Source organism: Lentzea sp. CA-135723 (assembly GCF_050936595.1).
Taxonomy (GTDB): domain Bacteria; phylum Actinomycetota; class Actinomycetes; order Mycobacteriales; family Pseudonocardiaceae; genus Lentzea.
In genome coordinates this window covers 1,470,251-1,496,760 of sequence record NZ_JBNJMK010000002.1, presented here as the reverse complement: position 1 = coordinate 1,496,760, position 26,510 = coordinate 1,470,251, and the positions used below count along the sequence as shown (strand labels likewise).

General features: G+C 69.0%; 20 protein-coding genes. 9 read left to right on the top strand and 11 right to left on the bottom strand.

The genetic code is table 11. The features are described 5' to 3' along the window. Positions 1–87: 87 nt before the first annotated feature. Positions 88–1,785, bottom strand: coding sequence for a diguanylate cyclase domain-containing protein (locus ACQEU1_RS42930; RefSeq protein WP_433215876.1), 1,698 nt, complete (start codon positions 1,783–1,785; stop codon positions 88–90). Between the two features lie 237 nt (positions 1,786–2,022). After that, positions 2,023–2,460, bottom strand: coding sequence for an Lrp/AsnC family transcriptional regulator (locus tag ACQEU1_RS42925; RefSeq protein ID WP_433215873.1), 438 nt, complete (start codon positions 2,458–2,460; stop codon positions 2,023–2,025). Between the two features lie 132 nt (positions 2,461–2,592). On the opposite strand from ACQEU1_RS42925, the gene ACQEU1_RS42920 reads away from it, so the two are divergent. Next, positions 2,593–4,902 carry a transketolase-like TK C-terminal-containing protein gene (locus tag ACQEU1_RS42920; protein ID WP_433215870.1) on the top strand — a complete coding sequence of 770 codons (2,310 nt, stop codon included), beginning with the start codon at positions 2,593–2,595 and terminating at the stop codon, positions 4,900–4,902. On the opposite strand, the gene ACQEU1_RS42915 is transcribed toward ACQEU1_RS42920, so the two are convergent. Further along, positions 4,899–5,894, bottom strand: coding sequence for a methyltransferase (locus ACQEU1_RS42915; RefSeq protein ID WP_433215867.1), 996 nt, complete (start codon positions 5,892–5,894; stop codon positions 4,899–4,901). The genes ACQEU1_RS42920 and ACQEU1_RS42915 overlap by 4 nt on opposite strands. Positions 5,895–6,200: 306 nt before the next feature. On the opposite strand from ACQEU1_RS42915, the gene ACQEU1_RS42910 reads away from it, so the two are divergent. Next, positions 6,201–7,775, top strand: a complete 1,575-nt coding sequence (locus ACQEU1_RS42910; protein WP_433215865.1) for a CHAP domain-containing protein — start codon at positions 6,201–6,203, stop codon at positions 7,773–7,775. Between the two features lie 74 nt (positions 7,776–7,849). Here ACQEU1_RS42910 and ACQEU1_RS42905 read toward each other — a convergent pair whose 3' ends face one another. The 3 genes from ACQEU1_RS42905 to ACQEU1_RS42895 form a co-directional block, all read right to left on the bottom strand. Next, positions 7,850–10,330 (bottom strand): DNA gyrase/topoisomerase IV subunit A, encoded by a 2,481-nt coding sequence (locus ACQEU1_RS42905; protein WP_433215862.1) that lies wholly within the window; start codon positions 10,328–10,330, stop codon positions 7,850–7,852. 31 nt (positions 10,331–10,361) lie between these two features. Next, on the bottom strand, positions 10,362–13,868 hold the full coding sequence (locus ACQEU1_RS42900; protein ID WP_433215860.1) for an ATP-binding protein: 3,507 nt from the start codon (positions 13,866–13,868) through the stop codon (positions 10,362–10,364). Between the two features lie 76 nt (positions 13,869–13,944). Next, the gene (locus ACQEU1_RS42895; protein WP_433215857.1) at positions 13,945–14,193 is read right to left on the bottom strand and encodes a hypothetical protein; all 249 of its coding nucleotides are present in this window, start codon (positions 14,191–14,193) and stop codon (positions 13,945–13,947) included. Positions 14,194–14,728: 535 nt separating this feature from the next. Between ACQEU1_RS42895 and ACQEU1_RS42890 the strand changes: the two genes are divergently transcribed. Genes ACQEU1_RS42890 through ACQEU1_RS42875 form a run of 4 tightly spaced genes read left to right on the top strand, consistent with a single transcriptional unit; the run spans position 14,729 to position 20,245 of the window. Continuing rightward, positions 14,729–15,904 carry a pyridoxal phosphate-dependent aminotransferase gene (locus ACQEU1_RS42890; RefSeq protein ID WP_433215854.1) on the top strand — a complete coding sequence of 392 codons (1,176 nt, stop codon included), beginning with the start codon at positions 14,729–14,731 and terminating at the stop codon, positions 15,902–15,904. Between the two features lie 38 nt (positions 15,905–15,942). Further along, positions 15,943–17,541, top strand: a complete 1,599-nt coding sequence (locus ACQEU1_RS42885; protein ID WP_433215851.1) for a DUF4331 domain-containing protein — start codon at positions 15,943–15,945, stop codon at positions 17,539–17,541. Next, positions 17,538–18,839, top strand: a complete 1,302-nt coding sequence (locus ACQEU1_RS42880; RefSeq protein ID WP_433215848.1) for a tetratricopeptide repeat protein — start codon at positions 17,538–17,540, stop codon at positions 18,837–18,839. The genes ACQEU1_RS42885 and ACQEU1_RS42880 overlap by 4 nt, the downstream gene beginning before the upstream one ends. Further along, positions 18,836–20,245 carry a nickel/cobalt transporter gene (locus tag ACQEU1_RS42875; protein ID WP_433215845.1) on the top strand — a complete coding sequence of 470 codons (1,410 nt, stop codon included), beginning with the start codon at positions 18,836–18,838 and terminating at the stop codon, positions 20,243–20,245. The genes ACQEU1_RS42880 and ACQEU1_RS42875 overlap by 4 nt, the downstream gene beginning before the upstream one ends. 68 nt (positions 20,246–20,313) lie before the next feature. Here ACQEU1_RS42875 and ACQEU1_RS42870 read toward each other — a convergent pair whose 3' ends face one another. Both ACQEU1_RS42870 and ACQEU1_RS42865 read right to left on the bottom strand, forming a co-directional pair. After that, positions 20,314–21,075, bottom strand: coding sequence for a zf-HC2 domain-containing protein (locus ACQEU1_RS42870; RefSeq protein ID WP_433215842.1), 762 nt, complete (start codon positions 21,073–21,075; stop codon positions 20,314–20,316). A 206-nt stretch (positions 21,076–21,281) separates the two neighbouring features. Further along, entirely contained in the window at positions 21,282–22,031 is a 750-nt protein-coding gene (locus ACQEU1_RS42865) for a TetR/AcrR family transcriptional regulator (RefSeq protein ID WP_433215839.1), read from the bottom strand. Between the two features lie 102 nt (positions 22,032–22,133). Here ACQEU1_RS42865 and ACQEU1_RS42860 point away from each other — a divergent pair, with 102 nt between their 5' ends. Together ACQEU1_RS42860 and ACQEU1_RS42855 are read left to right on the top strand one after the other, a co-directional pair. Then, positions 22,134–23,087 carry an ATP-binding cassette domain-containing protein gene (locus tag ACQEU1_RS42860; RefSeq protein ID WP_433215836.1) on the top strand — a complete coding sequence of 318 codons (954 nt, stop codon included), beginning with the start codon at positions 22,134–22,136 and terminating at the stop codon, positions 23,085–23,087. After that, positions 23,084–23,863 carry an ABC transporter permease gene (locus ACQEU1_RS42855; RefSeq protein WP_433215833.1) on the top strand — a complete coding sequence of 260 codons (780 nt, stop codon included), beginning with the start codon at positions 23,084–23,086 and terminating at the stop codon, positions 23,861–23,863. Before ACQEU1_RS42860 ends, ACQEU1_RS42855 begins: the two co-directional genes overlap by 4 nt. On the opposite strand, the gene ACQEU1_RS42850 is transcribed toward ACQEU1_RS42855, so the two are convergent. Together ACQEU1_RS42850 and ACQEU1_RS42845 are read right to left on the bottom strand one after the other, a co-directional pair. Continuing rightward, positions 23,780–24,520, bottom strand: a complete 741-nt coding sequence (locus ACQEU1_RS42850) for a lipopolysaccharide core heptose(II) kinase RfaY (RefSeq protein ID WP_433215830.1) — start codon at positions 24,518–24,520, stop codon at positions 23,780–23,782. The two genes, ACQEU1_RS42855 and ACQEU1_RS42850, sit on opposite strands and share 84 nt — an antisense overlap. A 120-nt stretch (positions 24,521–24,640) precedes the next feature. Further along, positions 24,641–25,066 carry a MarR family winged helix-turn-helix transcriptional regulator gene (locus ACQEU1_RS42845; protein ID WP_433215828.1) on the bottom strand — a complete coding sequence of 142 codons (426 nt, stop codon included), beginning with the start codon at positions 25,064–25,066 and terminating at the stop codon, positions 24,641–24,643. A 49-nt stretch (positions 25,067–25,115) separates the two neighbouring features. On the opposite strand from ACQEU1_RS42845, the gene ACQEU1_RS42840 reads away from it, so the two are divergent. After that, complete coding sequence (locus tag ACQEU1_RS42840; protein ID WP_433215825.1) at positions 25,116–25,643, top strand: DUF6790 family protein; 528 nt, start codon at positions 25,116–25,118, stop codon at positions 25,641–25,643. Here the strand turns inward: ACQEU1_RS42840 and ACQEU1_RS42835 are convergent. Next, positions 25,620–26,474: a bile acid:sodium symporter family protein gene (locus ACQEU1_RS42835; RefSeq protein ID WP_433215823.1), complete on the bottom strand. Its 855-nt coding sequence runs from the start codon at positions 26,472–26,474 to the stop codon at positions 25,620–25,622. The genes ACQEU1_RS42840 and ACQEU1_RS42835 overlap by 24 nt on opposite strands. Positions 26,475–26,510 lie beyond the last annotated feature (36 nt).

The following is a 26,510-nucleotide window of genomic DNA, read 5'->3' as shown; positions in this document are numbered from 1 at the left end:
CCGGTGGTCACCGTGGCCCGGAACGCGTGCGCGTCACAACCGTCCAACCGGGTGAGAGCGTTCCCACACCGTCTCGACTGGGGCCTGCTAGCCCGCCGACCAGACGCGACCTGCCCAGATCTCGGCCTCTTCCCTGCTCTCGTACTGGGGCAGGTACGGGCCGGCCGCGACGAGCACGCCCAGCGAGTGCAGCAGCTCCGCCTGCGCCTGCGAGGCCACGCCGTGCGCGCCCACCACGATGCCCAGCTCGCCCGCCCGTTCGACGAGGTGGCGGATCTGGCGCACGGCCCACTCGGGAGCGTCGCCGGTGGCGGTGACGGCCACGACCGGGCCGACGAGCATCACGCCCGGCACCGGCAGCTCGAGCTCGGCGATCAGTTCGAGGTCGGGCAGCCCGGCCACGTCCATCACGAACACGATGCCGAGCCGCGCCAGCACGCCGAGCGACTCCTGCAGGTCACCCCGCTTGTCCAGCAACGACGCGCTGTTCGTGCACAGCATCAGCCGCCGCGCGTCCAGGCCGTGCCGGTCGAGCTCGGCGCGGACGATGCGGACCAGGTCCGGGTCGATCGCCATGCGCTGGGGCAGGTTCAGGCACACGACCGGCGCTCCGTCGGCGAACCGGGCGTGCCAGTCGGCGGCGGTCTCGATGGACTCCGCGAGCAGGTGCCGGCCCAGCGGCATGGTCATGCCGGTGAGCTCGGCGAGGGCGTACACCTCGTCCGCCCGCAGCAGCCCGAGCGACGGGTGCCGCCAGCACAGGCTCGTCTTGAGCGACGTGATGACCGGGGCGTCGGGCAGGACGACCTGCGGCTGGTAGACGAAGCCGACCTCACCGACCTCGATCGCGCCGGCGAGCGACGCGGCGAGGAAGTACCGGTCCCGTGCCGCGCGGTCGGTCTCCGGGTCGAACAGCACCCACTGCGACTTGCCGAGCTCCTTGGCCCGGTGCAGCGCGACCTCGGCGGACCGGGCCAGCGCGCCGTGCTCGGCGCCCGCGCGGTCCGCGACCACGATGCCCACGCTCGCGCTCACCCCCACGCCGACGCGGGAGTCGTGGTAGACCGGCTGCGCGAGCTGGTCGATCATCTCCTCGACCAGCGCCACGACCGACTGCTGGGTGAGATCTCCCTTGAGCGCCACGGCGAACTCGTCGCGGAACAGCCGCGCGATGAAGGCGTCCTCGTGGGCGAAGACCTCGCGCAGGGTGGCGGCGGTGGCGTGCAGGACGCGGTTCGCGAGGTCGGGCCCGAGGCCGTCGTTGATCACGCCGAACCCGTCGACGTCCACGAACAGCACCGCGATCCGCTCGCCCTCCCCCGCGACCATGCTCTCCAGCTTCGAGCGGAAGTAGGCGTCGTTCGGCAGGCCCGTCAGCGAGTCGTGCAACGTCTGGTGCCGGAACGTCTCCTGCAGCTGCCGCAGCTCCTGCTCGTCCTCGAACAGGAACAGCAGCCCCTCCTCCGGCAGGGCCGTCGCCGACACGCGCACGTACCGGCTCGGCGTCTCCGCCGAGACGATCTCCGCCTCGCCGCGCACGACCAGGTCGGTGTTGAGCCGCAGCTTGCTGACCGCGTCGGCGAGGAACGCCCCGGTGGTGCTCGTCGTCGCCATCTCGCCGATGCCGAACCCCAGGCGCGCCCCGATCTCGGTCTTCTCGACGAGGTCGGCGAACGCCGGGTTGGCGGCCCGCACGACGCCGTCTGGATCGGTGATGACCGCGGCCGCCGGGCAGGCGCGGAAGAACGCGTCGAAGCGTTGCGGGGCGCCGCTGGACGTCGTCACCGCGACACCTCACACCAGGCCGTGCGGGCAGCACAAGAGCAATACCCCTGCCGTTGCGCCAACGGGGTGACGTCGATGCGGACGTTCATCGCTCCCACCGCCCGTTCCTCTCCACCGGAGTCCCCCGCAGCAACGTTCGGGCCGAAAGCGCATCCGGTTCGACCGCGTCGAATTCCACCCGACTTGGCCTGCTGACCTGCGAAGATGCGCGCGATCGACGGTACACGCAGGCGTGGCTCAGCGACGTTTGCGCCCCAGCACCATCAACGTCTTGGTGCCGATCACCCAGCCGCCCTCGCGCATCCTGTCGATCACGTGGCGCACCTGGGCGACGTCGGTGAGCCGCACCCGCGCGAGGGCGTCGGGATCACCCGCCACGGTGACGATCTCCTGCACCTCGGGGATGCGCATCATCGCGTCGGTGACGTCCTCGACGCTGATGTCGCCCGCGAACCTGAGCTCCACCCAGGCCTCCAGGCCCGCGCCGAGCTTGCCGTGGTCGACGAGCGCGGTGTAGCCGGTGATGACGCCGAGGCGCTCCAGCCGTTCGATGCGGCGCTTCACCGGGGCGGGCGACAGGCTCACCCGGTCGGCGATGTCTACCAGCGACCGGCGGCCGTCCTCGATCAGCAGCGCGAGGATCTCGCGGTCCAGGTCGTCGATCGAGTCCGCCACGAGCCGAAGTCTAGTCGTTTGCGCAGTTTTTCATCAGTTCATGGCGGTTTCGCCGGCGGAAAACTGCACGATGACCTCGATATCGCGCGTGATACTTGCGGCGCGTCGGCGGGCTCGTTTCCACTTCGTGCCATGACGACGTTGAGCGCGCCCACCACCACGGACCTGGATGTGCTGCAGAACGTGGAGCAGCGGGTGCTGTGGCTGTCCACGGCGATCGTGGACCACGCGAACCGGGTGCGCCCCAACGCTTCGGGCCTCAAGGTGGGTGGCCACCAGGCGTCCAGCGCGTCGATGACGAGCATCATGACCGCGCTGTACTTCGAGCACCTGCGGCCGGAGGACCGCGTGTCGGTCAAGCCGCACGCCTCCCCCGTGCTGCACGCGATCGAGTTCCTGCTGGGGCAGCTCGACGCCGAGCACCTCACCACGCTGCGCGAGTTCGGCGGCCTGCAGAGCTACCCGTCGCGCACGAAGGACCCGGTGCCGGCCGACTACTCGACCGGCTCCGTGGGCATCGGGGCAACGGCGCCGATCTGGGGCGCGCTGTCGCGGCGCTACGTCGGCGGGCACTTCGCCGAGCAGCCGCTCGGCCGGCAGTACTCGCTGGTGGGCGATGCCGAACTGGACGAGGGCGCGGTCTGGGAGGCCATCGGCGACCCGATGGTGACGGAGCTGGGCGAGGTCGTGTGGATCGTCGACTTCAACCGCCAGTCACTCGACCGGGTGGTGCCGGTGCTCGCCGGCGACCGGATGCGCGCGCTGTTCACGGCGGCGGGCTGGCAGGTGATCACCGTCAAGTACGGCGCCGCGCTCGAGGCGCTCTTCCGGCGGCCCGGCGGGGAGGCGTTGCGCGACCGGATCGACACGATGACGAACGCCGAGTACCAGCGCCTGCTGCGGCACGCCCCGGACCGGTTGCGCTCGTTGCTGCCCGGCGACGGCCCCGACGCCGCGCGCATCGCCTCGTTGGTGTCCGATGTGGACGATGCCGGGCTCGCGACGGCGTTGCGGTCCCTCGGCGGGCACGACCACGCGGCGTTGCGCGCGGCGTTCGCCGAGATCGACGACTCCCGCCCGACGGTGATCATCGCCTACACCGTGAAGGGGCACGGCCTGCCGACCGCGGGACACCCGCAGAACCACTCGGCGCTGCTGAACGGCGCCCAGTTCGAGGAGCTGGCGGCGCGGTCGGGCATGTCCGCTTCCCAGCCGTGGCAACGGTTCGCCGACGGCACCGCGGAGCAGCTGCTGTGCTTCTCCGCCGCCGCCCGGCTGCGCCGAGAACCGATCGCACTCGCGGGACCTCCTGCCGTGCCCGCCGACCTGGGCCGCACGCCGTCCGGAACCGCGACCACGCAGTCGGCGCTGGGCCGCACCCTGCTGGACCTGAACCGGGTGGCGCCCGAGGCGGGCGCGCGGGTCGTCACGGTCTCGCCGGACGTCAGCTCCAGCACCAACCTGGGCGGCTGGGTCAACAAGGTCGGCGTCTGGTCGACCAGCGAGAACGTCGACTGGTTCGCCGACGACGCCGAGACGATCCTGCACTGGCGCGAACGCCCGACCGGCCGGCACATCGAACTCGGCATCGCCGAGACCAACCTGGTCGGCCTGCTGGGCGAGCTCGGCGCGACCTGGAACCGCTGGGGCCAGCCACTTCTGCCGATCGGTGTGCTCTACGACCCGTTCGTGTCCCGCGCGCTGGAGCCGTGGTCGTTCGGCCTGTACGCGGGCGGCCAGTCGGTCCTCGTCGGCACCCCGTCCGGCGTCACGCTGGCCCCCGAGGGCGGCGCGCACCAGTCGATCACCACGCCGTCCATCGGCATCGAGCAGCCCGGCTGCACGACCTGGGAACCGGCGTTCGCGCTGGACACCGAGTGGTGCCTGCTGGCCGCCCTGGGCCAACTGGGCCGCCCCGACGGCACCTCCGCCTACCTGCGCCTCTCCACCCGCCCGGTCGACCAGACGCTGGCCGCGATCCCTGTGGACCCGGCGGCCCGCGAACGCCGCCGCCGTCAGGTCGTGGCAGGCGGCTACCCGCTGCGCCGCTCCGCTGCTGCTTCCGTGACCATCGTGACCATGGGCGCTTTGGTCACCGAGGCCCTCGCCGCCGCAGACCGGTTGGCCGCTCAGGGCGTCACCGCCGACGTCGTCTGCCTGACCAGCCCGGACCTGATCTTCCGCGCGGTGCAGGCACGCCGCGGCCGTTCGTCCGCGCCGACGTGGATCCTCGACGCGCTCTTCCCGTCCCCCACGCCCCTGGTCACCGTGCTGGACGGCCACCCGCACACCCTGGCGTTCCTGGCGGGCCTGACCTGCCGCGGCGCCGTGCACCTGGGCGTCAGCAGCTTCGGCCAGTCCGGCGACCTGGACAGCGTCTACCGCCACCACGGCATCGACACCGACAGCATCGTCAGCGCGGCCCTGGACGTGACCGCCTAGGCCCGCGCCTCGACCACCGACAACGGCCCCTCAGACCGGACGATGCGCTCTACTCGCATCCCAGCCTTGCCGAAGAGCGCCTCGAACTCCCCCGCGGTCCGCTCCCGGCCACTGACCAGCATCATCATCACGAGATCGAGCAACTTGGCGTCCTCCGGCCGGTCGTCGCTCCCGACGACCGCGTCGAACACAGCGATCCGGCCGTGGGGCGCCATCGCCTTCCGGCAGTTGCTCAAAATGCTCACGCACGCCTCGTCATCCCAGTCGTGCAACACGTACGACAACAAGTACAGGTCACCCTCAGGCACCCCGTCGAAGAAGCTCCCAGCGACCTCGCTCCACCGTTCCGGAGCGATGTCCTGCGGCACCTGGTTCGGCAGCACGTGCGCCTGGTCGAACAACACCCCGCTCAACCCGGGATTGCCGCGCAGCACGTCCGCCAGAAACCCACCACGGCCACCACCGACATCGACCACCGTGCCCGCGGCCGGAAAGTCGTACTGATCCAACGCCAACCGGCGCGCGGCCCCCGAAAAGCTCCCCATCCCACCGTGAAACTCCACAGTGGACTTCTCATCACTCGCCACGTAGTCGAAGTAGGGCATCCCGAACAAGGCCTCGAACGACGGCCTCCCTTCGCGCACACCGGTTTCCAACTCGAACGCGCTGGCCCAATGCGTGTGCATGGTGCTCATGACCACACCGGCCCGCGCCGAATACCGCGAGTCGCTCCGCAACCCCTGCCCCAACGGCGTCAACGCAAAGCCGTCACCCTCTGTCCGGAACACCCCGACAGTCGCCAGCAACCGGAGCACCCGCCCGAGGTAGTCCGCATCCGCCCCCACCGCGCGCGCCAGCTCCCCGGCCGACCGCGGCCCGTCGCCGAGGTGATCGGCCACTCCGAGCAACGCCACGGCCCTGAGCGCGGCCGACTTGAGGTACGAGTGCGCCTCCCCGATCAGGAACACCGCCGAGGCCTCAGAACTGGTCACGATCAAACCCTAGCCCCGCCCTGGTGGAATCAGGCAAATCCACCAGGCCTCATTGACCCACTCGGGTTACTCTTGCGAGGAATGTGCACTCGTCGTCGAGGGCGCGCGCCACCGACGGGCCAGCTTCAGCCTCACTCTCGCGCACCAACACCGAGCGTTCACACGAACCGCTCAGCGGAAAAACCTATGCAGGCATGGGAAAAGGACAGATTCAGGTCAGATTTCTCCACGCGTCACAACACTTTCCCGCAGGGCGACACACCAGGCATGGTCCAACACCGCAGACGTGTCGCCCTCCTGGCAGGGTTGTTCGCCTTGCTCGCCGGGCTGTTGATGCCAACACCGGCACAGGCGCTGGGAAACGACTACCCGTGGCCCAACGCGAACATGAACCAGATCTCCCCGCTCCGGTTCTACTACCGCAACTGCACCGATTACGCCGCCTGGACCCTCAACGTCCAACTGGGTGGCTCGACCAGCGACATCCGCTTCGACTGGGGCAGCATCCAGGCGAACAACAGCGGCCACGCGCGGGATTGGCGGCAAGGCGCTCTCAACCGCGGCAAGCCGGTCAACGACACACCGGCCCGCGGCGCCGTCGCGTGGTGGGGTGCGACCCACGGCGGCGGATTCGGACACGTCGCAATCGTCGCCGAGGTCCTCAACGGCGGCAACACAGTCGTCGTCCACGAGTACAACAACGCAGGCAACGGTGCCTTCGGCACCCGCACGCTCAGCAGGTCGTCCGGCTGGCCTCAGGCGTTCTTGCACATCGCCGACCTGCCGGACGCGCAGCCGCCGGCAGCCCGTCGCAGCAGCACGAACGTGGTCTTCGGCCCCAGCGGCTTCCTGGAGGTGTACGGCCGAGGTCCGACCAACGACCTGGTGCACAAGTGGTACGTCCCGGGCACCGGCTGGCAGCCGTCACCGTACGGCGACTTCGAACACCTGGGCACCGGCCTCGCCGGCGAGCCCACCGCGATCCTCCGCCCGAACGGCGTCCTGGACGTGTTCGCGCGCGGCACCAACGGCGACCTCCTGCACAAATGGCTCAGCCCCGGAGCCGGCTGGGGCCCTTCGCCGTTCGGCGACTTCGAACGCCTCGGCACCGGCCTCGGTGGTGACCCTGTCGCGATCGTCCGTCCCAACGGCGTCCTGGACGTGTTCGCGCGCGGCACCAACGGCGACCTCCTGCACAAATGGCTCAGCCCCGGAGCCGGCTGGGGCCCCTCACCGTTCGGCGACTTCGAACGCCTCGGCACCGGCCTCGGCGGCGACCCGGTCGCGGTGGTGCAGGCCAACGGGCAGCTCGACGTCTTCGCTCGCGGCACCAACGGCGACCTCCTGCACAAGTGGGCGACGCCGACCTCCGGCTGGCAACCCTCGCCGTTCGGCGACTTCGAACGCCTCGGCGGCGGCCTCGCCGACGACATCGCCGCGATCCCCTTGGCGAACGGCCAGCTGCACGTGTTCGGCCGCGGTCCCGCAGGCGACCTGATGCACAAGTGGACGTCGAGTGCGGGCTGGCAGCCCTCGCCGTTCGGCGACTTCGAGCGGCTCGGCGGCGGTCTCGCGAGCGAACCGGTGGTGCTCCAGCAAACCAACGGCCAGCTCGACGTCTTCGGCCGCGGCACCGGGGGTGAACTGTGGCACAAGTGGCTGAGCGTCAACTCAGGCTGGCAACCGTCGGCGTTCGGTGAACCCGAACGCCTCGGCACCGGCCTGGCCGCCGCACCGTCGTTGATCCAGCAACCCAACGGGCAGCTCGACGTCTTCGGCCAGGGCACCGCAGGCGACCTGGTGCACAAGTGGGCACCGGTGGGAGCAGGCTGGCAGCCATCCCCGTTCGGCGACTTCGAGCACCTCGGCGCCGGATTCTGACACCGCACTTCACACGGTCCGAGCACCTCTGACAGCGCTCGGCGAGGAGGCAGGCCTCCTCGCCGAGACGTGCGTCAGTCGCGTTCGATCAGGTGGCCGATCACGTCCGGGCCTGGGTGCGCGTGACCCGAGCCGTCCCGGCGCGGGTCGATCTCCGGGAGCTCCACCGGGCTGCCCTTGTCGTCGGCACCCGCCGGCCGGGACCCGATCCAGGCGAGCACCAGGTGGTCCTCGCCCTTGAGGAAGCGCTGCGAGCGGACACCGCCGGTGGCGCGTCCCTTGGCCGGGTACTCGCTGAACGGGGTGACCTTCACGCTGTGGCCGGACGAGGTGACGACCATCGGCTCGCCGTGCTCGGCGTCGTCCGTGCGGATGGCGCCGAAGAAGACCACCTGGGCGTCGCCGCTCAGGTTGATGCCCGCCATGCCGCCGCCCTTGAGGCCTTGCGGGCGAACGAGTTTGGCGTCGTAGCGCAGCAGCGACGAGTCGCTGCTGACGAAGGCGAGCGTCTCGCTGCCGTCGGTGAGCCAGGTGCACCCGACGATCTCGTCGCCGTCCTTGAGGGTGATGACCTCGAACTCGTCCGATCGCACCGGCCACTCCGGCACGCACACCTTGACGGTGCCGAGCTTGGTGCCGAGCGCGATGCCCGGTGAGTCCTTCGGGTCGAGGGGTGCGATGCCGACGACCTTCTCGCCCTTGTCGAGCGGCACCAGTTCGGCCGCCGCCATGCCCCCGCGCAACGACACGGTGCCGCTTTGCTCCGGCAGCACCGGGAGGGGCAGCACGTCGGTCTTGAAGGCGCGGCCCAGGTTCGTGATCAGGACGACCTGGCCGCGCGCGGTGGAGTGCACCACGGCCGCTACGGCGTCGTGCTTCACGCGGCCCGCCCGGCGCTTGCCCTCGGAGGCCTCCTCCGACTCGGCCGCGGTGCGCGCGACCAGGCCCGCCGCGCTCAGGATGACCTGGCACGGGTCGTCGGCGACCTCCAGCGGGCCCGCCGGCTTCGAGGCGGCCAGGACCTCCTTCAGGTCACCGTCGATGAGGCTCGTGCGGCGCTCGCCGCCCAGTTCCTTGGCGACGGCCGCGAGTTCGGTGGACACGAGCTTCTTCAGCACGCCCTCGTCGTCCAGGATCGCGGTCAGCTCGGCGATCTCCTGGCGCAGCTTGTCCTGCTCGTTCTCGAGCTCGAGCTTGTCGTACTTGGTGAGGCGGCGCAGCGGCGTGTCGAGGATGTAGCTCGCCTGGATCTCCGACAGCTTGAACTGCTTCATCAGGCCGTCCTTGGCGGCAGCCGCGTTCTCGCTGCCCCGGATCAGCTTGATGACCTTGTCGATGTCCAGCAACGCGAGCAGCAGGCCCTCGACGAGGTGCAGCCGTTCCTCACGCTTGCGGCGACGGAACTTCGTGCGACGCGTCACGACCTCGTAGCGGTGCTGGAGGAAGACCTCCAGCAACTCCTTGAGGCCCAACGTCTGCGGCTGCCCGTCGACCAGCACCAGGTTGTTGATGCCGAACGACTGCTCCATCGGCGTCAGCCGGTAGAGGTCCGCCAGCAACGCCTGCGGGTTCACGCCGACCTTGCACTCGATGACGAGGCGGATGCCGTTCTCGCGGTCAGTGAGGTCCTTGACGTCCGCGATGCCGGTGAGGCGCTTGGACTTGTTGACCTCGTCGGTGATCTTCTCGACGATCCGCTCGGCCCCCACGCCGTACGGCAGCTCGGTGACCGTGATGGCCTGACGACCGCGACTGCCTTCCAGCAGTCCGATCTCGACCTTCGCCCGCATCCGCACGACACCGCGGCCGGTCTCGTAGGCCTTCCGCACCTCGTCGAGGCCGAGCAGGATGCCGCCGGTCGGCAGGTCGGGGCCCGGCACGAACTCCATCAGCTTGTCGAGGTCGGCGTTGGGGTGGCTGATCAGCCACCGCGCCGCGCCCACGACCTCGCGCAGGTTGTGCGGGATCATGTTCGTGGCCATGCCGACCGCGATGCCGGACGTGCCGTTGACCAGCAGGTTCGGGAACGCCGCCGGCAGCACGCTCGGCTCTTCGAGAGAACCGTCGTAGTTCGGGCGGAAGTCGACGGTGTCCTCGTTCAGCTCTCCGACGAGCTGCGAGGCGACCGGGGACATGCGGCACTCTGTGTAGCGGCTCGCGGCCGGTCCATCGTCTGGGCTACCGAAGTTTCCGTGCCCGTCGATGAGCGGCTCGTTGAGGCTGAAATCCTGCGCGAGGCGGACCAACGCGTCGTAGATCGCAGTATCACCGTGCGGGTGGTAGCGACCCATCGTGTCACCAACAACCCGCGACGACTTGACGTAGGGCGTGTTCGGCCGCTGCCCGTTCTGGTGCATCGAGTAGAGGATGCGGCGGTGCACCGGCTTGAGGCCGTCCCGCGCGTCCGGGAGGGCGCGCGAGTGGATGACCGAGTACGCGTACTCCAGGTAGGAGTCCTCGATCTCGGTCTTCAGCGAGTTGTCGAGGACCGTCGCACCGGCCCGGTCGAACGCGGCTGGGTCGACCTTGGTCGTGGGTCCCTTGCGGCGTGCCATGACTTCGTGACTCCGTCTGTTTCTTGAAGGCTTAGAGGTCGATGGCCGACTGGTCGACCCGTGAGGAGGACTCGATGAGCCAGTTGCGGCGCGGCTCGACCTTCTCGCCCATCAGCAGTTCGAGGGCGTCTTCGGCTGCTTCGGCGTCGTCCATGGTGATGCGGCGGACCGAGCGGCTGGACGGGTTCATCGTGGTCTCCCACAGTTCGTCCGCGTCCATCTCGCCGAGGCCCTTGAACCGCGGCACCGGGGTGACCACCTGCTTGCCTGCCTTTTCCAGCGAGGCGACCTTCTGTTCCATCTGGCGCTGGGTGAAGGTGAAGTGCGTCTCGGCGTTGCGGCCTCGGGTCATGACCTTGTGCAACGGCGGCATGGCCGCGTAGAGGCGGCCGTCCTCGATGACCGGGCGCATGTACTTGGCGAACAACGTGATCAGCAGCGTGCGGATGTGGCTGCCGTCGACGTCCGCGTCGGCCATCAGGATGACGCGGCCGTAGCGCATCTGGGAGACGTCGAAGGTGCGGCCGGTGCCGGCGCCGAGGACCTGGACGATCGAGGCGATCTCGGCGTTGCGCAGGGTGTCGGCGAGGGAGGCCTTCTGGACGTTGAGGATCTTGCCGCGCAACGGGAGGAGCGCCTGGTACTCGGAGACGCGGGCCATGCGCGCGCTGTTGTGGACGAACACACCGGCTTCGAGCGCGAAGTTGTGGTAGCCGTCGACGGTGAGGTCGTAGACGTCTTCGCGCTCCGGCAGTGCCTCGACGGACGCGACCGAGTGGTTCACCATCGACACCGCTTCGCGGAGCCGGGCGAAGTCGTCGTCGTAGTGCGCCAGGACCTTCTGGAACTTGAGGCCGGTCTTCGCGTTCTCCTTGCGGTCGAGTTCGTAGGAGAGCGCGAGTTCGAGGTTCGACGGCGTGTCCAGCATCGGCGCCAGTCGCTTCAACGCGGCGATCCGTCGACCTTCGGTCTGACGCTCGACCCTCTCCGCACGCGGAGCCGACTCGACGTACCGGCGGCGGCCTTCTTGGACCTTCTCCAGGTGGCCGGTGGACGGATCCGCCATGCGCTGCCTCATCCGCGCCGAGTGCTCGCGGCCGAACTCCGGGTTGTTCTCGTGCCAGGCGACGACCGCGTCGCGCTGGCGCTGACGTTCAGCGGGGTCGGCGAACTGCTCGGTCGTCGCACGGGAACGCCAGGCGAGCAGCTCTTCGTCCTGCCACTGCGCCAGCGAACGCTCACGCCACTCGTCGCGCTTGCCGGGCTGCGCGAAGAACGCTCGGACACGCTCGGCCGCGGCGGCGCGGTGCTCGGGCTTCGCCCAGTACTCGGCCTGCAACGCGCGCAGACGTTCGGCGTAGGCCGCCTTCTCGTCCTCGCTCAGCGCCGCGTACCAGTCGACGAAGCCTTGCTCGATGCGAGCGCGGAACTCCGGGTCCTGGTTGCGTTCGGCGAGCCGGGCGAGGCAGGAGGCGCGGAACTCCGGGTTCTTCCACTGCTCGGAGAGCATGGCGGACTTGAACTCGGTGCCGCCGGCGGCGAGCCAGGCGCGGTAGCCCGCGTGCACGTGCTCGCCCATCAACGCGGCGTGCAGTGCCGCGTGGTCTTCCCACGTCATCCGCTTGAGGTTGCGCGGGTCGTTGTTGCGCTTGTCGACGTCGAGGTGGTGGCGCACGTTGCCGTTCTCGGCGCTGTCGAGGCCGTGCCGCAGGTTGTACGCATCGGCCAGGTAGTGGGTGTAGACCCATTCCTGCCGGTCGTTCATCCAGATCCGCTCGTAACCGTCGAGCTTGTCGCCCGCCGCTTTCGAGGAGATCGAGCGGTACAGCGGCATCAGCGAGTCACCGGGCTGCAACGCGTCCGCACGGCGGTAGGAGCCGTCCCGCAACCGGAACAGGTGGTCCGGCGTGCAGCGCACGGATTCCCCGTTGTCCAGCGTGACGCGGACCAGCGGTGCGTTCTTCTTCGTCAGCCTCGGTTCGACCAGCGGTGCGACGACGACGCGTCCGGCCTTGTTCGTGGCATAGCCGAAGTGCGTGACGCCACGTGCCCAGTCGTCGACGAGCTCGCCGAAGGACAGCGAACCACCGGACGCGAGCGAAACGCGAGTTTCTTTCACAAAACAGCCCAATGCGCTGTCGCCCTCGACGAGGAACAGCTCGGAGCGCGACACGCCTGTCGTGCGGCAGTCGACGAGCTTCGCGGGCATCGCGGCGCCTTCGAGGGCCGTCTTGCGGCGGGCCGCGTCCTTCTGCTGCTTCTGGGTCAGCCGGACGCGGGAGGCGTCGACGACCTTCTGCAGGACGGTCTTGGCCTCCACCTTGGTCTTGCGGTCCTCGGTCCACGCGCGGACGTGCTGGTCCACGACGCCCTGCAGCACCTTGGTGATGCCTGCGGTGGAGAGTTCGTCCTTGGTCTGCGAGGTGAACTGCGGTTCGGGGATGCGGACGTGGACGACGGCCGTCATGCCTTCCAGCACGTCGTCGAGGGTCGGCATCTCCTCCTTGGGCTTCAGCAGGCCCCTGGTCTTGGAGATGGCGTCCTGGATCGACTTCACGACCGCGCGGTCGAAGCCTCGGCGGTGGGTGCCGCCGTGCACGTTGCGGATGGTGTTCGTGAAGCACTCGACGGTGCGCTCGTAGCCGGTGCCCCAGCGCAGCGCCACCTCGATCTCGGCCTGACGCTCCACTTTGGACCGCATCACGCCGTTCTCGTCGGCGGCGTTCTCGAAGTAGGTGCCGTTGCCGGTGATCACCAGGGTGCCGGAGACGGCCCGGTCGCCGGACGGGGCCAGGAAGTCGACCATGTCGGTGAGGCCGTTGGGGTAGTGGAAGACCTCTTCGGAGATCGAGTCTTCCAGCGCCGTCCGCAGCACGTAGGTGACGCCGGGGACGAGGAACGCCGTGTTGCGCAGCTTGGCGCGGACGGTGTCCACGTCCAGGACGGCGCCGTTCTCGAAGTAGCGGGCGTCGTACCAGTAACGGGTCGTGGTGCCGGTCGACTCGTTGCGCTTCATCTTGCCGGTGACCTGAAGGCCCGACTGGCGGGTGAACTTCGCCTTGGGGCCGGGGCCGTCGAAGACGCCGGGAACGCCGTGGGCGAACGACATCTCGTGCACCTTGCCGCCGCGGCGGACCGTGACGTCGTAGCGGTGCGAGAGGGCGTTGACGGCGGAGGCACCGACGCCGTGCAGGCCGCCGGAGGTCTTGTAGCCGGAGCCGCCGAACTTGCCGCCGGCGTGCAGCTTGGTGAGGACCAGTTCCACACCGGACAGACCGGACTTGGCGTGCACGTCGGTCGGGATGCCGCGGCCGTCGTCGTCCACCTGGACGCTGTTGTCGGCGTGCAGGGTGACGACGATGCGCGTCGCGTGCCCGGCGACGCCCTCGTCGGTCGAGTTGTCGACGATCTCGCTGAAGAGGTGGTTGATGCCCCGGCTGTCGGTCGACCCGATGTACATGCCTGGCCGTTTGCGGACGGCCTCCAGACCTTCCAGATGGGTGAGGTCGTCGGCCCCGTACAGGGTCTCTGCGGTCACGGGTACTGCTCCCTGGTTGTGTGCGGACTGCCAGCAGGGTATCCGGATCGACCGACAATTTTTCGCAGGCCGCCCGTCACGGTCGTGGAAAGTGCCCTGGGTGGTGTGTCACGAACCCTGGTGCCACGGTCTCCTCACGGGGTGGAGTCGCGGTCCAGTCCTGCGGCACGCGGCTCTCGGGGCCGTGCTGACCAGCCAAAGCGTTCAGGTCCAAAGCCGTCCACCTCCCAAACGAGATGCGGTCTTCGAGGACGCGCGACGCGACGAGCTCCTCCGCCGCGGTGTGCGTGCGGTGCCCGGCGCGGTTGACGAAGAGTTGACGCACGTCACGTCCCCGGTGCGCGCCGGAGTGCTCGACGGGTACTGGGTCGCCGAACGACGGCAGCCGGCGAACGGCGTTCGCCAACGCCGGCCGCGCACGCCCGGGAGGAGAACCCGGTGCCGAGTCGGCGGCCTGGACCGCCCGCGCTCGTTCGCGGCAGGATCGGAAATCCGGGCGACCTCCAGAGCCGGGTCGAGCAGCGCCCCGCACAGAGACAGAACGCCGTCGAACCGGCCGCGCTTGTGCCGTGGCTGTACGACAAAAGCTTTCCGTTCCAACGGGAAGGAACTTCGACGCGGTATCCGGCACCGTCGATCTGTCCAGTGTGGACGATCAACGAATCGGGCGCGACCGGCATCACGTGCGCCCACGTTCCACCGAACCGGACAAACCGGCGTCCGCCCAGACGAGGACCCGGACCACGCGAGGTTGCGTGCGAGACCGTTCCGAGACCTTCCCGAAACGGACCCGTGAACCGCGATGAACATCGGCACGTATGCCCCGGTGTCGGAAACGGACCGAGGGACGGAGTGATCGCGTGCGGCATGGTGTGGACTCGGGTCTCTTCCAGCAGACCGCGCACAGCCCGTCCTACTTCGAGCTGTCGCGGACGGGTGCGGGCGAGCTCGTGGACTTCTGCATCCCGTGCAACCCGTACTTTCCGACCCCGCAGATGTTCGAGGAGCTCTCCAAGAACCTCGAGGCGGTGCTGAAGTTCTACCCCAGCGACTCGTCGAAGATCGCGGCCCAGCTGAGCGCCGTGCTGGGGCTCAACCCCGCCACGATCGCCATGTCGAACGGGTCGACGGAGCTCATCACGTGGATGGACCACATGTGGATCCACGAGAGCGTCGCGATCCCGATCCCGACCTTCGGGCGCTGGACCGACCAGCCGATGGAGAGCAACAAGCGCGTCGACATGTTCCTGCTCCAGGAGAGCAACAACTTCGAGCTGGACGTCGACGAGTACATCAAGTTCATCCGCGCCCGCGGCTCCAAGGTGGCCGTGATCTGCAACCCGAACAACCCCGACGGCGGTTATCTGCCGCGCCGGGAGATCGTCCGCTTCATGGACGAGCTCGCGGACCTGGACCTCGTCGTCATCGACGAGTCGTTCATCGACTTCGTGGAGGTCGAGCGCAACCCGAGCGTCGCAGCGGAGGCGTCCATCCGGCCCAACGTGGTCGTGCTGAAGAGCCTCGGCAAGAACTTCGGCCTGCACGGCATCCGGTTCGGCTACCTGGTCGCGAACCCCGGTCTGGCCGGGAAGATGCGCCAGATCCTGCCGAAGTGGAACCTCAACTCGTTGGCGGAAACGGTCGTGTTCATGCTGGCCGAGCACGAGGCGGAGTACGCCGAAAGCCTGCGTCTGCTGTCGCGGGACAGGTACCGGATGGGCATGGAGCTCTCGCGCGTCCCCGACCTGACCGTCTACTCCTCGCAGGCCAACTTCCTGCTGGTCAAGCTCGGCGGCGGGATGGACGGCCGCGAGCTGCGGGACCACCTGCTGTCCCGCCACCAGGTCTTCATCCGCGAGTGCGGCAACAAGCTCGGCATGACCAGCCGGTTCGCCCGGCTGGTGGTGCGGCCCGAGCACGACGTCGACCGGCTGGTCGAGGGCATCCGCGACTTCACCCAAGCGAGGTGGACGAACGACCACGCAAGCCATTCGAGCCACTCCAGCGAACCGTCGCTGCTGATGCACAGCGCCTGACAGCGCACCTGATCCACTTCCCGAAAGGTTGCCCAGAGATGTCATCACCGCACGCCCTCAGCGGTCGGCGCGGCCAGGTGGCTGCGGCCGCGCTGGTGGCCGCCACACTGCTGAACGCGGCCATGTTCGGCGGTAACGGCGCCACGGCGTCGTCGCACCGCGAGGCTCCGCTCATCGCGGGTGACCCGGCCGTGGACAACACCGACCTGTACGCGTTCGTGAGTCCCGACCACAAGGACACCGTGACGCTGGTCGGCAACTGGTCGGGCTTCCAGGAGCCCAACGGTGGTCCCAACTTCTTCCCGTGGGCCGAGGACGCGCAGTACGACTTCAACGTCGACAACGACGGCGACGCGAAGCCCGACGTCACGCTGCGGTTCACGTTCCAGACCGACGACCGGCGCAAGAACAACACGTTCCTGTACACCAACGGTGTCGTGGACTCGCTCGACGACGAGAACCTGCTGTTCCGCCAGCGCTACAACCTCGAGGCCATCTACCAGAACGGCCAGAAGGTCAAGCTGGCGAACAACGCCCCGGTGGCGCCGTCCCCGAACGGCCCGGCGTCGATGCCCGACTTCAAGAAGCTGCGCGACCAGGCCGTCACGCAGATCGCGGGCGGCGGCAAGGTCTACGTGGGGCCGTCGGAGGACTCGTTCTTCGCCGACCTGCGGGTGTTCGACCTGCTCTACGGCGGCAACCTGAGCGAGGTCGGCCAGGACACCCTGCGCGGCTACAACGTCAACACCATCGCGATCCAGCTGCCCAAGCACGCGCTGGCGCTCAAGAACGACATGCACCGCAACCCGAACATCGGCGTGTGGAGCACGACGCAGAAGCGCAGCCTGAAGCTCTCGCCGGGCAAGGCGGAGCCGACCGGTGACTTCGTGCAGGTCTCGCGGCTGGGCAACCCGCTGGTCAACGAGGTCGTGGCGCCCGCCGGTCTGAAGGACGCGTTCAACGGCCTGCGCCCCGAGCAGGACGCGAACGTCAAGGAGCTGGTGGACCGGGTCGTGAACCCGGAGCTGCCGAAGCTGATCGAGGCGATCTACAAGATCCCGGCCCCGCAGGGTCAGCGCGACGACCTGGCCGAGATCTTCCTGACCGGCATCACGAAGAAGCTCGGCGCGCAGATCAACGCCGACCTGAACTCGCAGGTCAACAACGCCGACGCGAACGCGCAGAAGTTCCGCCCGGCGGAGATGCTGCGGCTGAACATGATGATCGACCCGAACGCCAACCCGAACCGCCTCGGCCTGCTGGCGGGCGACACGCAGGGCTTCCCGAACGGCCGTCGCCTCACCGACGACGTCGTGGACATCGCCATCCAGGCGATGGAGGGCGCGGCGGCGTCCGGCAAGCTGGTCGACGCGCTCGCCACGGGTGACAAGGTCGACGCGAACGACCAGCCGTTCGAGGCGAACTTCCCGTACGTGGGCCTGCCCCGCAACGGCACCGCGGTCAACACCTCCGGCAACACCGCCGAGGTCGCGGTGAACCCGGTCGGGCAGATCGGCAACATCGACCCGATGGCGATGACCACCGCGGTCGGCTCCGCGGTCGTGTTCGGCGCCGGTTTCCTCCTGTGGCGCAAGCGTCAGCAGCACATCCGCAAGTACGGGTCGCACTCGAAGTGAAGTACCAACAACGGCAGGCCGTCGCGGTGGTTCTCCTGGTCACCGCGGCGCTTGCCTACCTCGCCGCCTCCGGTCCTGCCGACAGCAGGGCCGGGGGCGCGCCCCCTGAGCCGGCTGTTCCGGCCGTGGCGCAGCAGAACCAGATGCACAAGGTGGTTCACCAGCTGCAGCAACGGCTGCACGAACTGCCGCAGGACAAGGACTCCTGGGCCCGGCTCGGATCGTCCTACGTGGAGCTGGCACGGGTCACGGCCGACCCGGCGTACTACGCGAAGGCCGAAGGTGCTCTGAAGAACGCGGGTGACACGGGCCTCGCCGCCATCGGCATGGGGACGCTCGCCAACGCCCGTCACGACTTCCCCGCGGCCCGCGACTGGGCCGCGAAGGCGATTGCCGCACTGCCCGCCTCCGCGGAGGCGCACGGCGTGCTGGCGGACGCGTTGACGCAGCTCGGCGACGACGCGGGCGCGGAGGAGGCGGTGCAGACGATGCTGGACCTCAAGCCCAACACGGCGTCTTTCGCCCGTGCCTCCTTCCACTTCGAGCTCCACGGCGACGTCGACGGCGCCCGCGACGCGATGGAACGCGCGCTGAAGGCCTCCACGACGCCGGAGGAGATCGCGTTCTGCCGTTACCGGCTGGGCGAACTCGCGTTCGACCACAACCAGCTGGACGTTGCCGCGCAGCACTACGAGCAGGGACTGGCGGCGAGAGGAGACGACATGACTCTCACTCAGGGCATGGCCAAGGTCGCGGCGGCACGGGGTGACGCCCCCGTCGCGCTCGACTCGTACCGCAGGCTCGTGGCGCGCGCTCCCCTGCCCCAGTACCTCCAGGAGTACGCGGAGCTGCTGGAGGCCAACGGGAGGACCGAGGAGGCCGCGCAGCAGTACGCGGTGCTCTCCGAGCAGCAACGACTGATGGAGTCCCAGGGTGCTTCCGACGATCTGGCCGCTGCCCTCGTCGCAGCGGACCGCGGTGATGGCATGCAGGCACTGCGCCGCGCGGAAGCCGAGTGGAGCCGCAGGCAGAGCGTCTTCGTCGCCGACGCCATGGCGTGGGCACTGCACGTCAACGGAAGGGACGCGGAAGCGTTGAGCTACTCCGACCGCGCGGTGGCGCTGGGCTGGCAGAACGCCACCTTCTCCTACCACCGCGGGATGATCCTGGCCGCGCTCGGCCGGGTCGCCGAGGCCCAGGAGGCGCTCGTGCAGGCACTCCGGCTGAACGCGAACTTCTCGCCGCTGCAGTCCCTCAAGGCAGGCCGCAAGCTCGCGGAGCTGCGAGGCGGCAGGTGAGCCTGTCCAGCTGGGTGGTGCGACCCGTCCTCGTGGTCGCGTTGTTGCTCGCCGGCATCTTCTTCATCAACGGCGAGGCGTCCGCCCACCCGCTGGGCAACTTCAGCGTCAACCACTACCACGGGCTGCACCTGCACCCCGACCGGATCGACCTCAGATCCGTCGTCGACGTGGCGGAGATCCCGACGCTGCAGGAGAACCTCAAGGCCCGCGACGCGAAGCAGTGGTGCGAGGAGGTGTCCCGCACCGACCGGTCCTACGTGGACGGACGCCAGATCTCCTGGACGCTCTCCAGCTCCTCCAAGGACCATCCGCTCGGTCAGGCCGAGCTCGCCACGACACGGCTGGTCTGCGAGTTCACCGCCAAGGTGGACCTGGACCGGCCGTCGCGCTTCGAGTTCCGCGACGAGTCGAACGCCGACCGGGTCGGCTGGCGGGAGATCACCGCCGCCGGCACCGGCATCAGGATCGCCGACGCGAAGGTGCCGACCGAGAGCATCAGCGACGAGCTGCGCACGTACCCGGAGGATCTGCTCAGCAGTCCGATGGACGTGCGCAGCGTCGCGTTCAGCGCCGAACCGGGCACGGGGTCCGAGCCCAAGAAGGCCACCGGCTCCCCCATCCAGTCGTTCAGCGTCACGGCGGCCAGGCTCAACGACATCCTCGGCAGCGACGACCTCACGCCGTGGCTCGGGTTCTTGGCGTTGTTGCTGTCGTTGGTGCTCGGCGCCTCGCACGCCGCGCTGCCCGGTCACGGCAAGACGCTCATCGCGGCCTATCTGGCCGGACGGCAGGGCACGCCCAAAGACGCGTTCATCGTCGGTGCGTCGGTCACGGCCACGCACACCGGTGGCGTGCTGGTCCTCGGCCTGGTCATCAGCGCCTCCAGCGCGCTGGCCGGTGAACAGGTGCTGCGCTGGCTCGGCCTGGTCAGCGGCGTGCTGATCGCCGCGATCGGCGTGATGCTGCTGCGCTCGGCCCTCTCGGCACAACGCCAGCCCGCACTCGCCGGCGCCCTCACCGGTCATGGACACGGGCACGGCCACGGACATGGGCACGGTCATGGCCACGGACACGGTCATGGGCACGGACACGGGTACAGCCGCGCGAGCCTCATCGGCATGGGCGCGGCCAACGGCCTGGTCCCCTCGCCGTCCGCGCTCGTGGTCCTGCTGGGCGCGATGGCGCTCGGCCGCACCTGGTTCGGCGTGCTGCTGGTGCTCGGCTACGGAATCGGCATGGCGGGCACGCTCACCGCGGTCGGGCTGCTGCTCGTGAAGGCGCGGGAACGCGTGGAGAAAATCCTGGACGGCCGCGCCACTCGCCTGCTGTCTCATTACGCACCCGTGGGCACGGCCGCCACGGTGATCGTCGTCGGCGCCTGGCTGACATTGCAGGCCGTCTAATTACACCAATGCAACTCGAAGGGCCCGGATTCCGAGGAATCCGGGCCCTTCGTCTGTTTCCCGTGTTCTTACAGGTTCGCCACCACGATGGACTTGCCGTCCGCCGTCTCGACCGAGATCGACTGGACCTGGTCGGGTGAGACGCTGACGTTGCCCCGCACCCTGGACCCCTCGACCCGCTGCTTCTCGGTCGTCGTCCAGGCGAAGGCCTCGGTCTTCGTCCCGTCCTTGCCCACCACCACCAGCTTGCACTTCTGCGCGGCGGGCAGCCCGTCGACGTTGGCGGTCACCAGGTAGCGGTCCTGCGACGACGGAGCGATCTCCGCCACCAGCCTGACCGCGCCCGCGTTCCCCTCGCCCGAGCGAGTGGAGGCGATGCTGGTGTCCGGCGCCTGGTTCTGCATGAACACCGCGGCACCCCCGAACGCGACCACCGCGGCGACGGCCGCGGCGGCGAGATAGCCCGGCCAGCGCCGGGACTTGGCGTGCTGCGGTGAAGGCAGGTCCTCCACCGGCGGCGGCGCCGGACTGGCTCTCAGGTGCGGAGCGGACTCCCGCTGCTGCGGGATGACCGACTCCTGCCTGATCTGCCGCAACGTGCGTTGCAGCACCAGGTCCGACGGCATGGGCAGGTCGTCCTCGAGCTCGTGCAGAAATGCCTCACGAGGCACGTCGTCAAGTGCTGTTCGGATCCGATGGAAGTCGGCGACCTGCGCACGGCAGGACGGACAGCCCCGGAGGTGCTGCTCCACGCCAAGACTCTCGTGCGCGTCCAGAACGCCGAGCGCGTAGCAGCCAAGGGTGACCGCGTCGTGCGCGCCAGCTGTCATACGACCTCCTCGTCGTCCCGATTCGACCCCCGCGGCGAAACGGTGTCACAAGGAAAACGGGCAGATAGGAGTGGTCGGTTCAGCGTTCGAACGAGTTCATTCTGATATCGCATAACAATGGCATTACGTAACCGCCCAACTACCCTTCCAGCCCGCGCTGAGCTGCCCTTTTCACTCGATCGGACGACTCAAGGTGTCTTGAATGGCTACAGGCACGTCTGTGGACGAACCTGCGGTCGTTCCTCGGACTCAATGAACACCGCGAGGCCGTCCAGGACCCTCGCCAGACCGAACTCGAACTCGTCGAGGAGGCGGTGGAAGCCGCCGGTGTTCCAGATGTGGCTCATCATCGGCAGCCGTTCGGGCGTGAAGTGCTCCCAGAGCGCCTCCCGGCCGTTCCACCAGTCCTCCTCGGAGACGCCGGTCTCCCGTTCGGCCTGGACCCGGTCGGCCATCGTGCGCCCGACGCCGTCGACGAACTGGGCCACCGTCGTCACGACGGCGACGATCTCCTCGGACGCGAGGCCGAGGTCGGACACGGCGCCGTAGGCGGCGTCCTGCCGGGTCATGGCCTGCGGGCCCGGCACCCGGCGCGAAGTCGTGAGCTGGAGCATCCACGGGTGGGCGCGGTAGGTGGCCCACATCTGCCGGGCGAAGAACTCGAGGCCGGCGCGCCACTGCCCCTGCGGTGTGTGCTCGGTCTCGCCCCAGACCGCGTCGACCATGAGGTCGAGCAGCTCGGACTTGCCGGGCACGTGCCGGTAGAGCGCCATGGCCGTGCTGCCGAGCGTCTCGGCGACCCGGCGCATGGTGAGCGCGTCGATCCCGTCCGCGTCGGCCACCTTGATCGCCGCCTCGACCACCCGCGACTGGCTCAGCGCGGCCTTCGGCCCCCTGGTCGCCTCGGCCGGCGACTCCCACAGCAGCCGCACGCTCCGGTCCCGGTCGTTCTTCACCCAGCCCCCTCGTTCACAACGCGCTTGCATGTGAATCCTAGAACCGTGTACAACGTACACCTCGGTTTACAAGGTACGCAGTTAAGCCACGGGGGTGAAGTCGTGGGACACGCGGTGCTCGCGGAAGGCCTGCGCAAGAGATTCGACGAGAAGTGGGCGCTCGACGGGTTCGACCTGGCGGTGCCCGCCGGCACGGTCTGCGGGCTGCTCGGCCCGAACGGCGCCGGCAAGACGACGGCGGTGCGCATCCTGGCCACGTTGCTGCGCATGGACGGCGGCCGCGGCGAGGTGGCGGGCCACGACGTGGCGCGCGAGGCGCCCGCCGTCCGCCGTCAGGTGGCGTTGAACGGCCAGCAGTCCACCGTCGACGACGTCCTGACCGGCAAGGAGAACCTGGTCATGTGGGGCAGGCTCTACCACCTGTCCCGCCGCCAGGCCGCGGTGCGGGCCGACGAGCTGCTGGAGCAGTTCGGGCTGACCGACGCGGCGAACAAGCGGGCCAAGCACTACTCGGGCGGCATGCGGCGTCGACTGGACCTGGCGTCGAGCTTCATCACGGCGCCGTCCGTGCTGTTCCTGGACGAACCGACCACCGGCCTCGACCCGCGCAACCGCGGCGAGGTGTGGCGGGAGGTGAAGCGGGTCGTGGCCGAGGGCACGACCGTCCTGCTGACCACGCAGTACCTGGACGAGGCGGACCAGCTCGCCGACCAGATCGTCGTGCTGGACACCGGCAGGGTCGCCGCGCAGGGCACGCCGGAGGGGTTGAAGTCCACGCTCGGCGGGGACCGGATCGAGGTCGTCGTCCGCGACGCCGGCGAGCTGCCGGTGGTGGCGGACGTGCTCGGGCCGGACGCCGAGGTCGACCCCGACGCGTTCCGGGTGAGCGCGGCCGTCGCCGACCGGGTCGCGGCGCTGACCCGCGTCACGTCGGCGCTCGCGGCCAAGGGGGTCGAGGCCGAGGACATCGCGCTGCGGCGACCGACGCTGGACGAGGTCTTCCTGGCGATCACGGGACACAAGGCCGTCGGCACTTCTTCTGGGGGACGCGCATGAGGTACGCCGTGATCGACTCGTGGGTCGTCGCGAAGAGGGACCTGATCCACTGGGTGCGCGAGCCGGTCAGGGTGTTCGCGAACCTCGCCTACCCGGTCATCTCGGTGCTGATCTTCGGCCTGGTGTTCGGCAGCGCGATGAACGTCTTCGGCGGCGGTGACTACATCGAGTTCCTGATGCCGGGCATGTTCGGCCAGACCATCGCGTTCGGCGTGGCCACCACGATGATGGTGGTGTCGATGGACGCCGACCGGGGCGTGACAGACCGGTTCCGCGCGTCGCCGATGTCGCAGACCGGCGTCGTGGCCGGGCGCAGCATCGCGGACCTGGTGAACTCGTCGCTGGAGCTCGTGACGCTCACGCTGTGCGGGCTGGTGATCGGCTGGTCGTTCCACGACGGACTGCTCGACGCCCTGCTGGCGTTCGCGCTGTTCCTCTGGCTCCGGTTCGCGCTGGTGTGGGTCGGCATCTACCTCGGTCTGCTGGTCAAACCCGAGGCGGCGCAGGCGTCCTGGATGTTCCTGTTCCCGCTGACGATGTTCGCGAACACGTTCGTCTCGCCCGAACTGATGCCGGGCTGGCTGCGGGTGGTCGCGGAGTGGAACCCGCTGTCGTCGACGGTGGCGGCGGCGCGGGACCTGTTCGGCAACCCTGGCGTGGGCGGCGACTCGTGGGCCGCGCAGAACTCGCTGCTACTCGCCGTGCTGTGGCCCGCGGTGTTCGTGGCGATCTTCTGGCCTCTGTCGGTCCTGAAGTACCGCAACCTCAGCCGCTAGCAAGTCGTTCCGGAGCTGGTCGGCGAGCCACTTCGCGAGGAGCCGCCGCCAGCTCCGGACCCGCGCGAGCTTGTCCGCGCTGAGGGTCCTGTCGTCCTCCCACTCCTGCCAGTCCTCGCTCGCGAGCCAGCCGATGCAGCCCGCGATCCGGTGCACCCGCAGCAGGTCCGGGTCCGGAGTGGAGCCGTAGCCGGTCCAGAACGCCTGGGGCAGCACGGTTCCGTGCAGGTAGAGGTGTTCCTCGAACGCGGCGAGCTCGTGCAGCGGGTCACCCTGGCCGGGGTTGTCCCAGTCGATCAGCGTCGCTTCGCCGTCGTTCACGATGATGTTGTGGAGGTTGACGTCGTTGTGCAGCAGGCCGATCCGGTGGATCTTGTGGAACGCCCTGCCGATGCTGTGCCAGACCTCTTCGGACACCGGCAGCGCGTCGGCGAGCGTCCGGCCCTCGACGTACTCGACCAGCACGTCGCCGCGGCCGTTGTGCGCGAGGATCTCCGGCGCGCCGGGCACGACGAACTTGGGCAGGTCGCGGGCCACCTTGGGTTGGCGCAGCACGGCTTTGCGGCCGTCCGCGAGCGTCACGAGGTGCAGGACGTTGGTGAGGCCCTCCCCTTCCAGCGGTTCGACGCGGACGGCCGTTTCGAGCAACGGGAACAAGTGCCCACCTCCGGATGGGCACCTGGTCTAGCACCCGGCAGGTCAGACCGCCGTTAACGCCAGAACTCTCACCGGTGGTCCACCGGCGTGAGAGTGGTGCCGGCGTGGTCGAACCGCGTTTCAGCGCTCCAGGATCTCGGCCAGGCGCAGGGTGTCGTCCAGGTACCGCTCGTAGGGGAAGCCCGCGTCGAGCAGGGCGGTGCGCAGCTCGTCGTACATCGGTTTCCCGTTGTCGTGGAACGCTTTGCTGCCCGCCTCGGTGAGGCTGACCAGCCGGCGCCGCGCGTGCTCGGGGTCCACGCGGACCTCCACGTGCCCCGCGGCCTCCAGCGGTTTCAGGGCCCTGCTGATCGCCGGGTCGGACACCGACAACGCCTGCGCGAGCTGGTGCTGCGTCACCGGTTGGATCTCCTCCAAGGTGCCCAGCAACCGCAGCTGGCTGTAGCTGAGCCCGTCCTGGTCCGCCTCCCGCTGCCGGGCGGCTTCTCCGAGCAGGTACACGACCCGGTGCAACAGGTCCGCGAGTCCGTCGTCCACGCCGATCATCCTACATCAGTGTTGCGCGGTTAATATTAACCATGCAACACTCGATGCCATGGACATGCTCTCCTACCTCGGCAAGACCTCGTTTCCGCTGCTCTGGCTACTGATCGCCGTCGTCGGCGCACTCGTGAGCACCCGCCACAGCCCGTCCCCCGCGGCTCGCCTGGAGACCTGGCAGCGGTGGTGGGCAGGGGCCGCGCTCGGTGGCGGCAGCGCGTGGCTCGTCATCGCGTTCCTCGCCGTCCCCGACGAGATGGCGGCCACGATCGGCTTCGCGCGCACCCCGTTCGAGTTCGAGATCGCCTTCGCCAACCTCGCGCTCGCGGTGCTGGCCTTCCGCGCCGCGTCCCCGTCGGCCACCACCAGGGAACGCGTGCTGGTCGGCCTGGGCGCTGGCATGTTCCTGTGGGGCGCGGTGGTCGGTCACGTCTACCAGTGGTTCGCCGCCGGCAACCACCAGCCGGGCAACACCGGCGGCATCCTGATCTACGACGTGCTCGCGCCCGCCGTCCTGATCGCGCTGGCGCTGCGGGCCCAGCGCCTGTCCACCGCGCCCCTAGACCGCAGCCTTGTCGCGTGACAACAACCGCGCCGCCACCGCCGCGGGCAGGTACATGAGCACCCCGTACACGGCCGGCGGAATCGCCATCGTCTCGTCGTTCAGCACCGTGAGCGCGAGGGTGATGGCGATGGTGGCGTTGTGGATGCCGATCTCCATCGCACTCGCGATGGCCTGCTTGTGCTCGACGTTGAACAGCTTCGGCACGTAGTACCCGATCGCCAGGCTGAAGACGCTCAGCAGCAACGCCACCGGCCCGAGCGTCCCGATGTTGTCGAGCAGCTGCTGGTACGCCTGCGCGATCGCCGCGATGATCACCAGCACCAGCACCACCACGGACGCGATGCGCACCGGGTCGTTCATCCTGAGCGCCCACGCCTCGAACCTGCGCCGCACCACCATGCCGATCGCGACGGGCACCAGCACGATCGCGAAGACCTGCACGAACTTCGCCGGCTGCAACCCGACCTCGGCGCTGTCGGCCATGAAGTGCGCCATGCTCAGCCCCACCACCAGCGGCAACGTGAACACGGCCAGCACGGAGTTGATCGCGGTGAGCGTGATGTTGAGCGCCACGTCCCCACCAGCGAGATGGCTGAACAGGTTCGCGCTGGTCCCGCCCGGCGACGCGACCAGCAACATCATGCCGACCGCCAGCACGCCCTTGAGCCCGAACGCCAGCACCAGGCCGAGGCACACGGCGGGCAGCACGATCACCTGGCAGACGAGCGCGATGACCGCGGCCTTGGGGTACTTGGCGACGCGGGCGAAGTCGTCGACGGTCAGCGTCAGGCCGAGGCCGAACATGACCAGGCCGAGCGCCAGCGGCAGGAAGATCTGTACGACTAGCACGGCGGCCTCCGCGAATGTCCAGCTTTGTGCGGTTTG

Coding starts and splice junctions, on each gene's coding strand:
- ACQEU1_RS42870 (WP_433215842.1), bottom strand. CDS start 21,075: ATGACAGCTGGCGCGCACGACGCGGTCACCCTTGGCTGCTACGCGCTC.
- ACQEU1_RS42855 (WP_433215833.1), top strand. CDS start 23,084: ATGAGGTACGCCGTGATCGACTCGTGGGTCGTCGCGAAGAGGGACCTG.
- ACQEU1_RS42885 (WP_433215851.1), top strand. CDS start 15,943: ATGTCATCACCGCACGCCCTCAGCGGTCGGCGCGGCCAGGTGGCTGCG.
- ACQEU1_RS42840 (WP_433215825.1), top strand. CDS start 25,116: ATGGACATGCTCTCCTACCTCGGCAAGACCTCGTTTCCGCTGCTCTGG.
- ACQEU1_RS42920 (WP_433215870.1), top strand. CDS start 2,593: ATGACGACGTTGAGCGCGCCCACCACCACGGACCTGGATGTGCTGCAG.
- ACQEU1_RS42845 (WP_433215828.1), bottom strand. CDS start 25,066: ATGATCGGCGTGGACGACGGACTCGCGGACCTGTTGCACCGGGTCGTG.
- ACQEU1_RS42905 (WP_433215862.1), bottom strand. CDS start 10,330: ATGGCACGCCGCAAGGGACCCACGACCAAGGTCGACCCAGCCGCGTTC.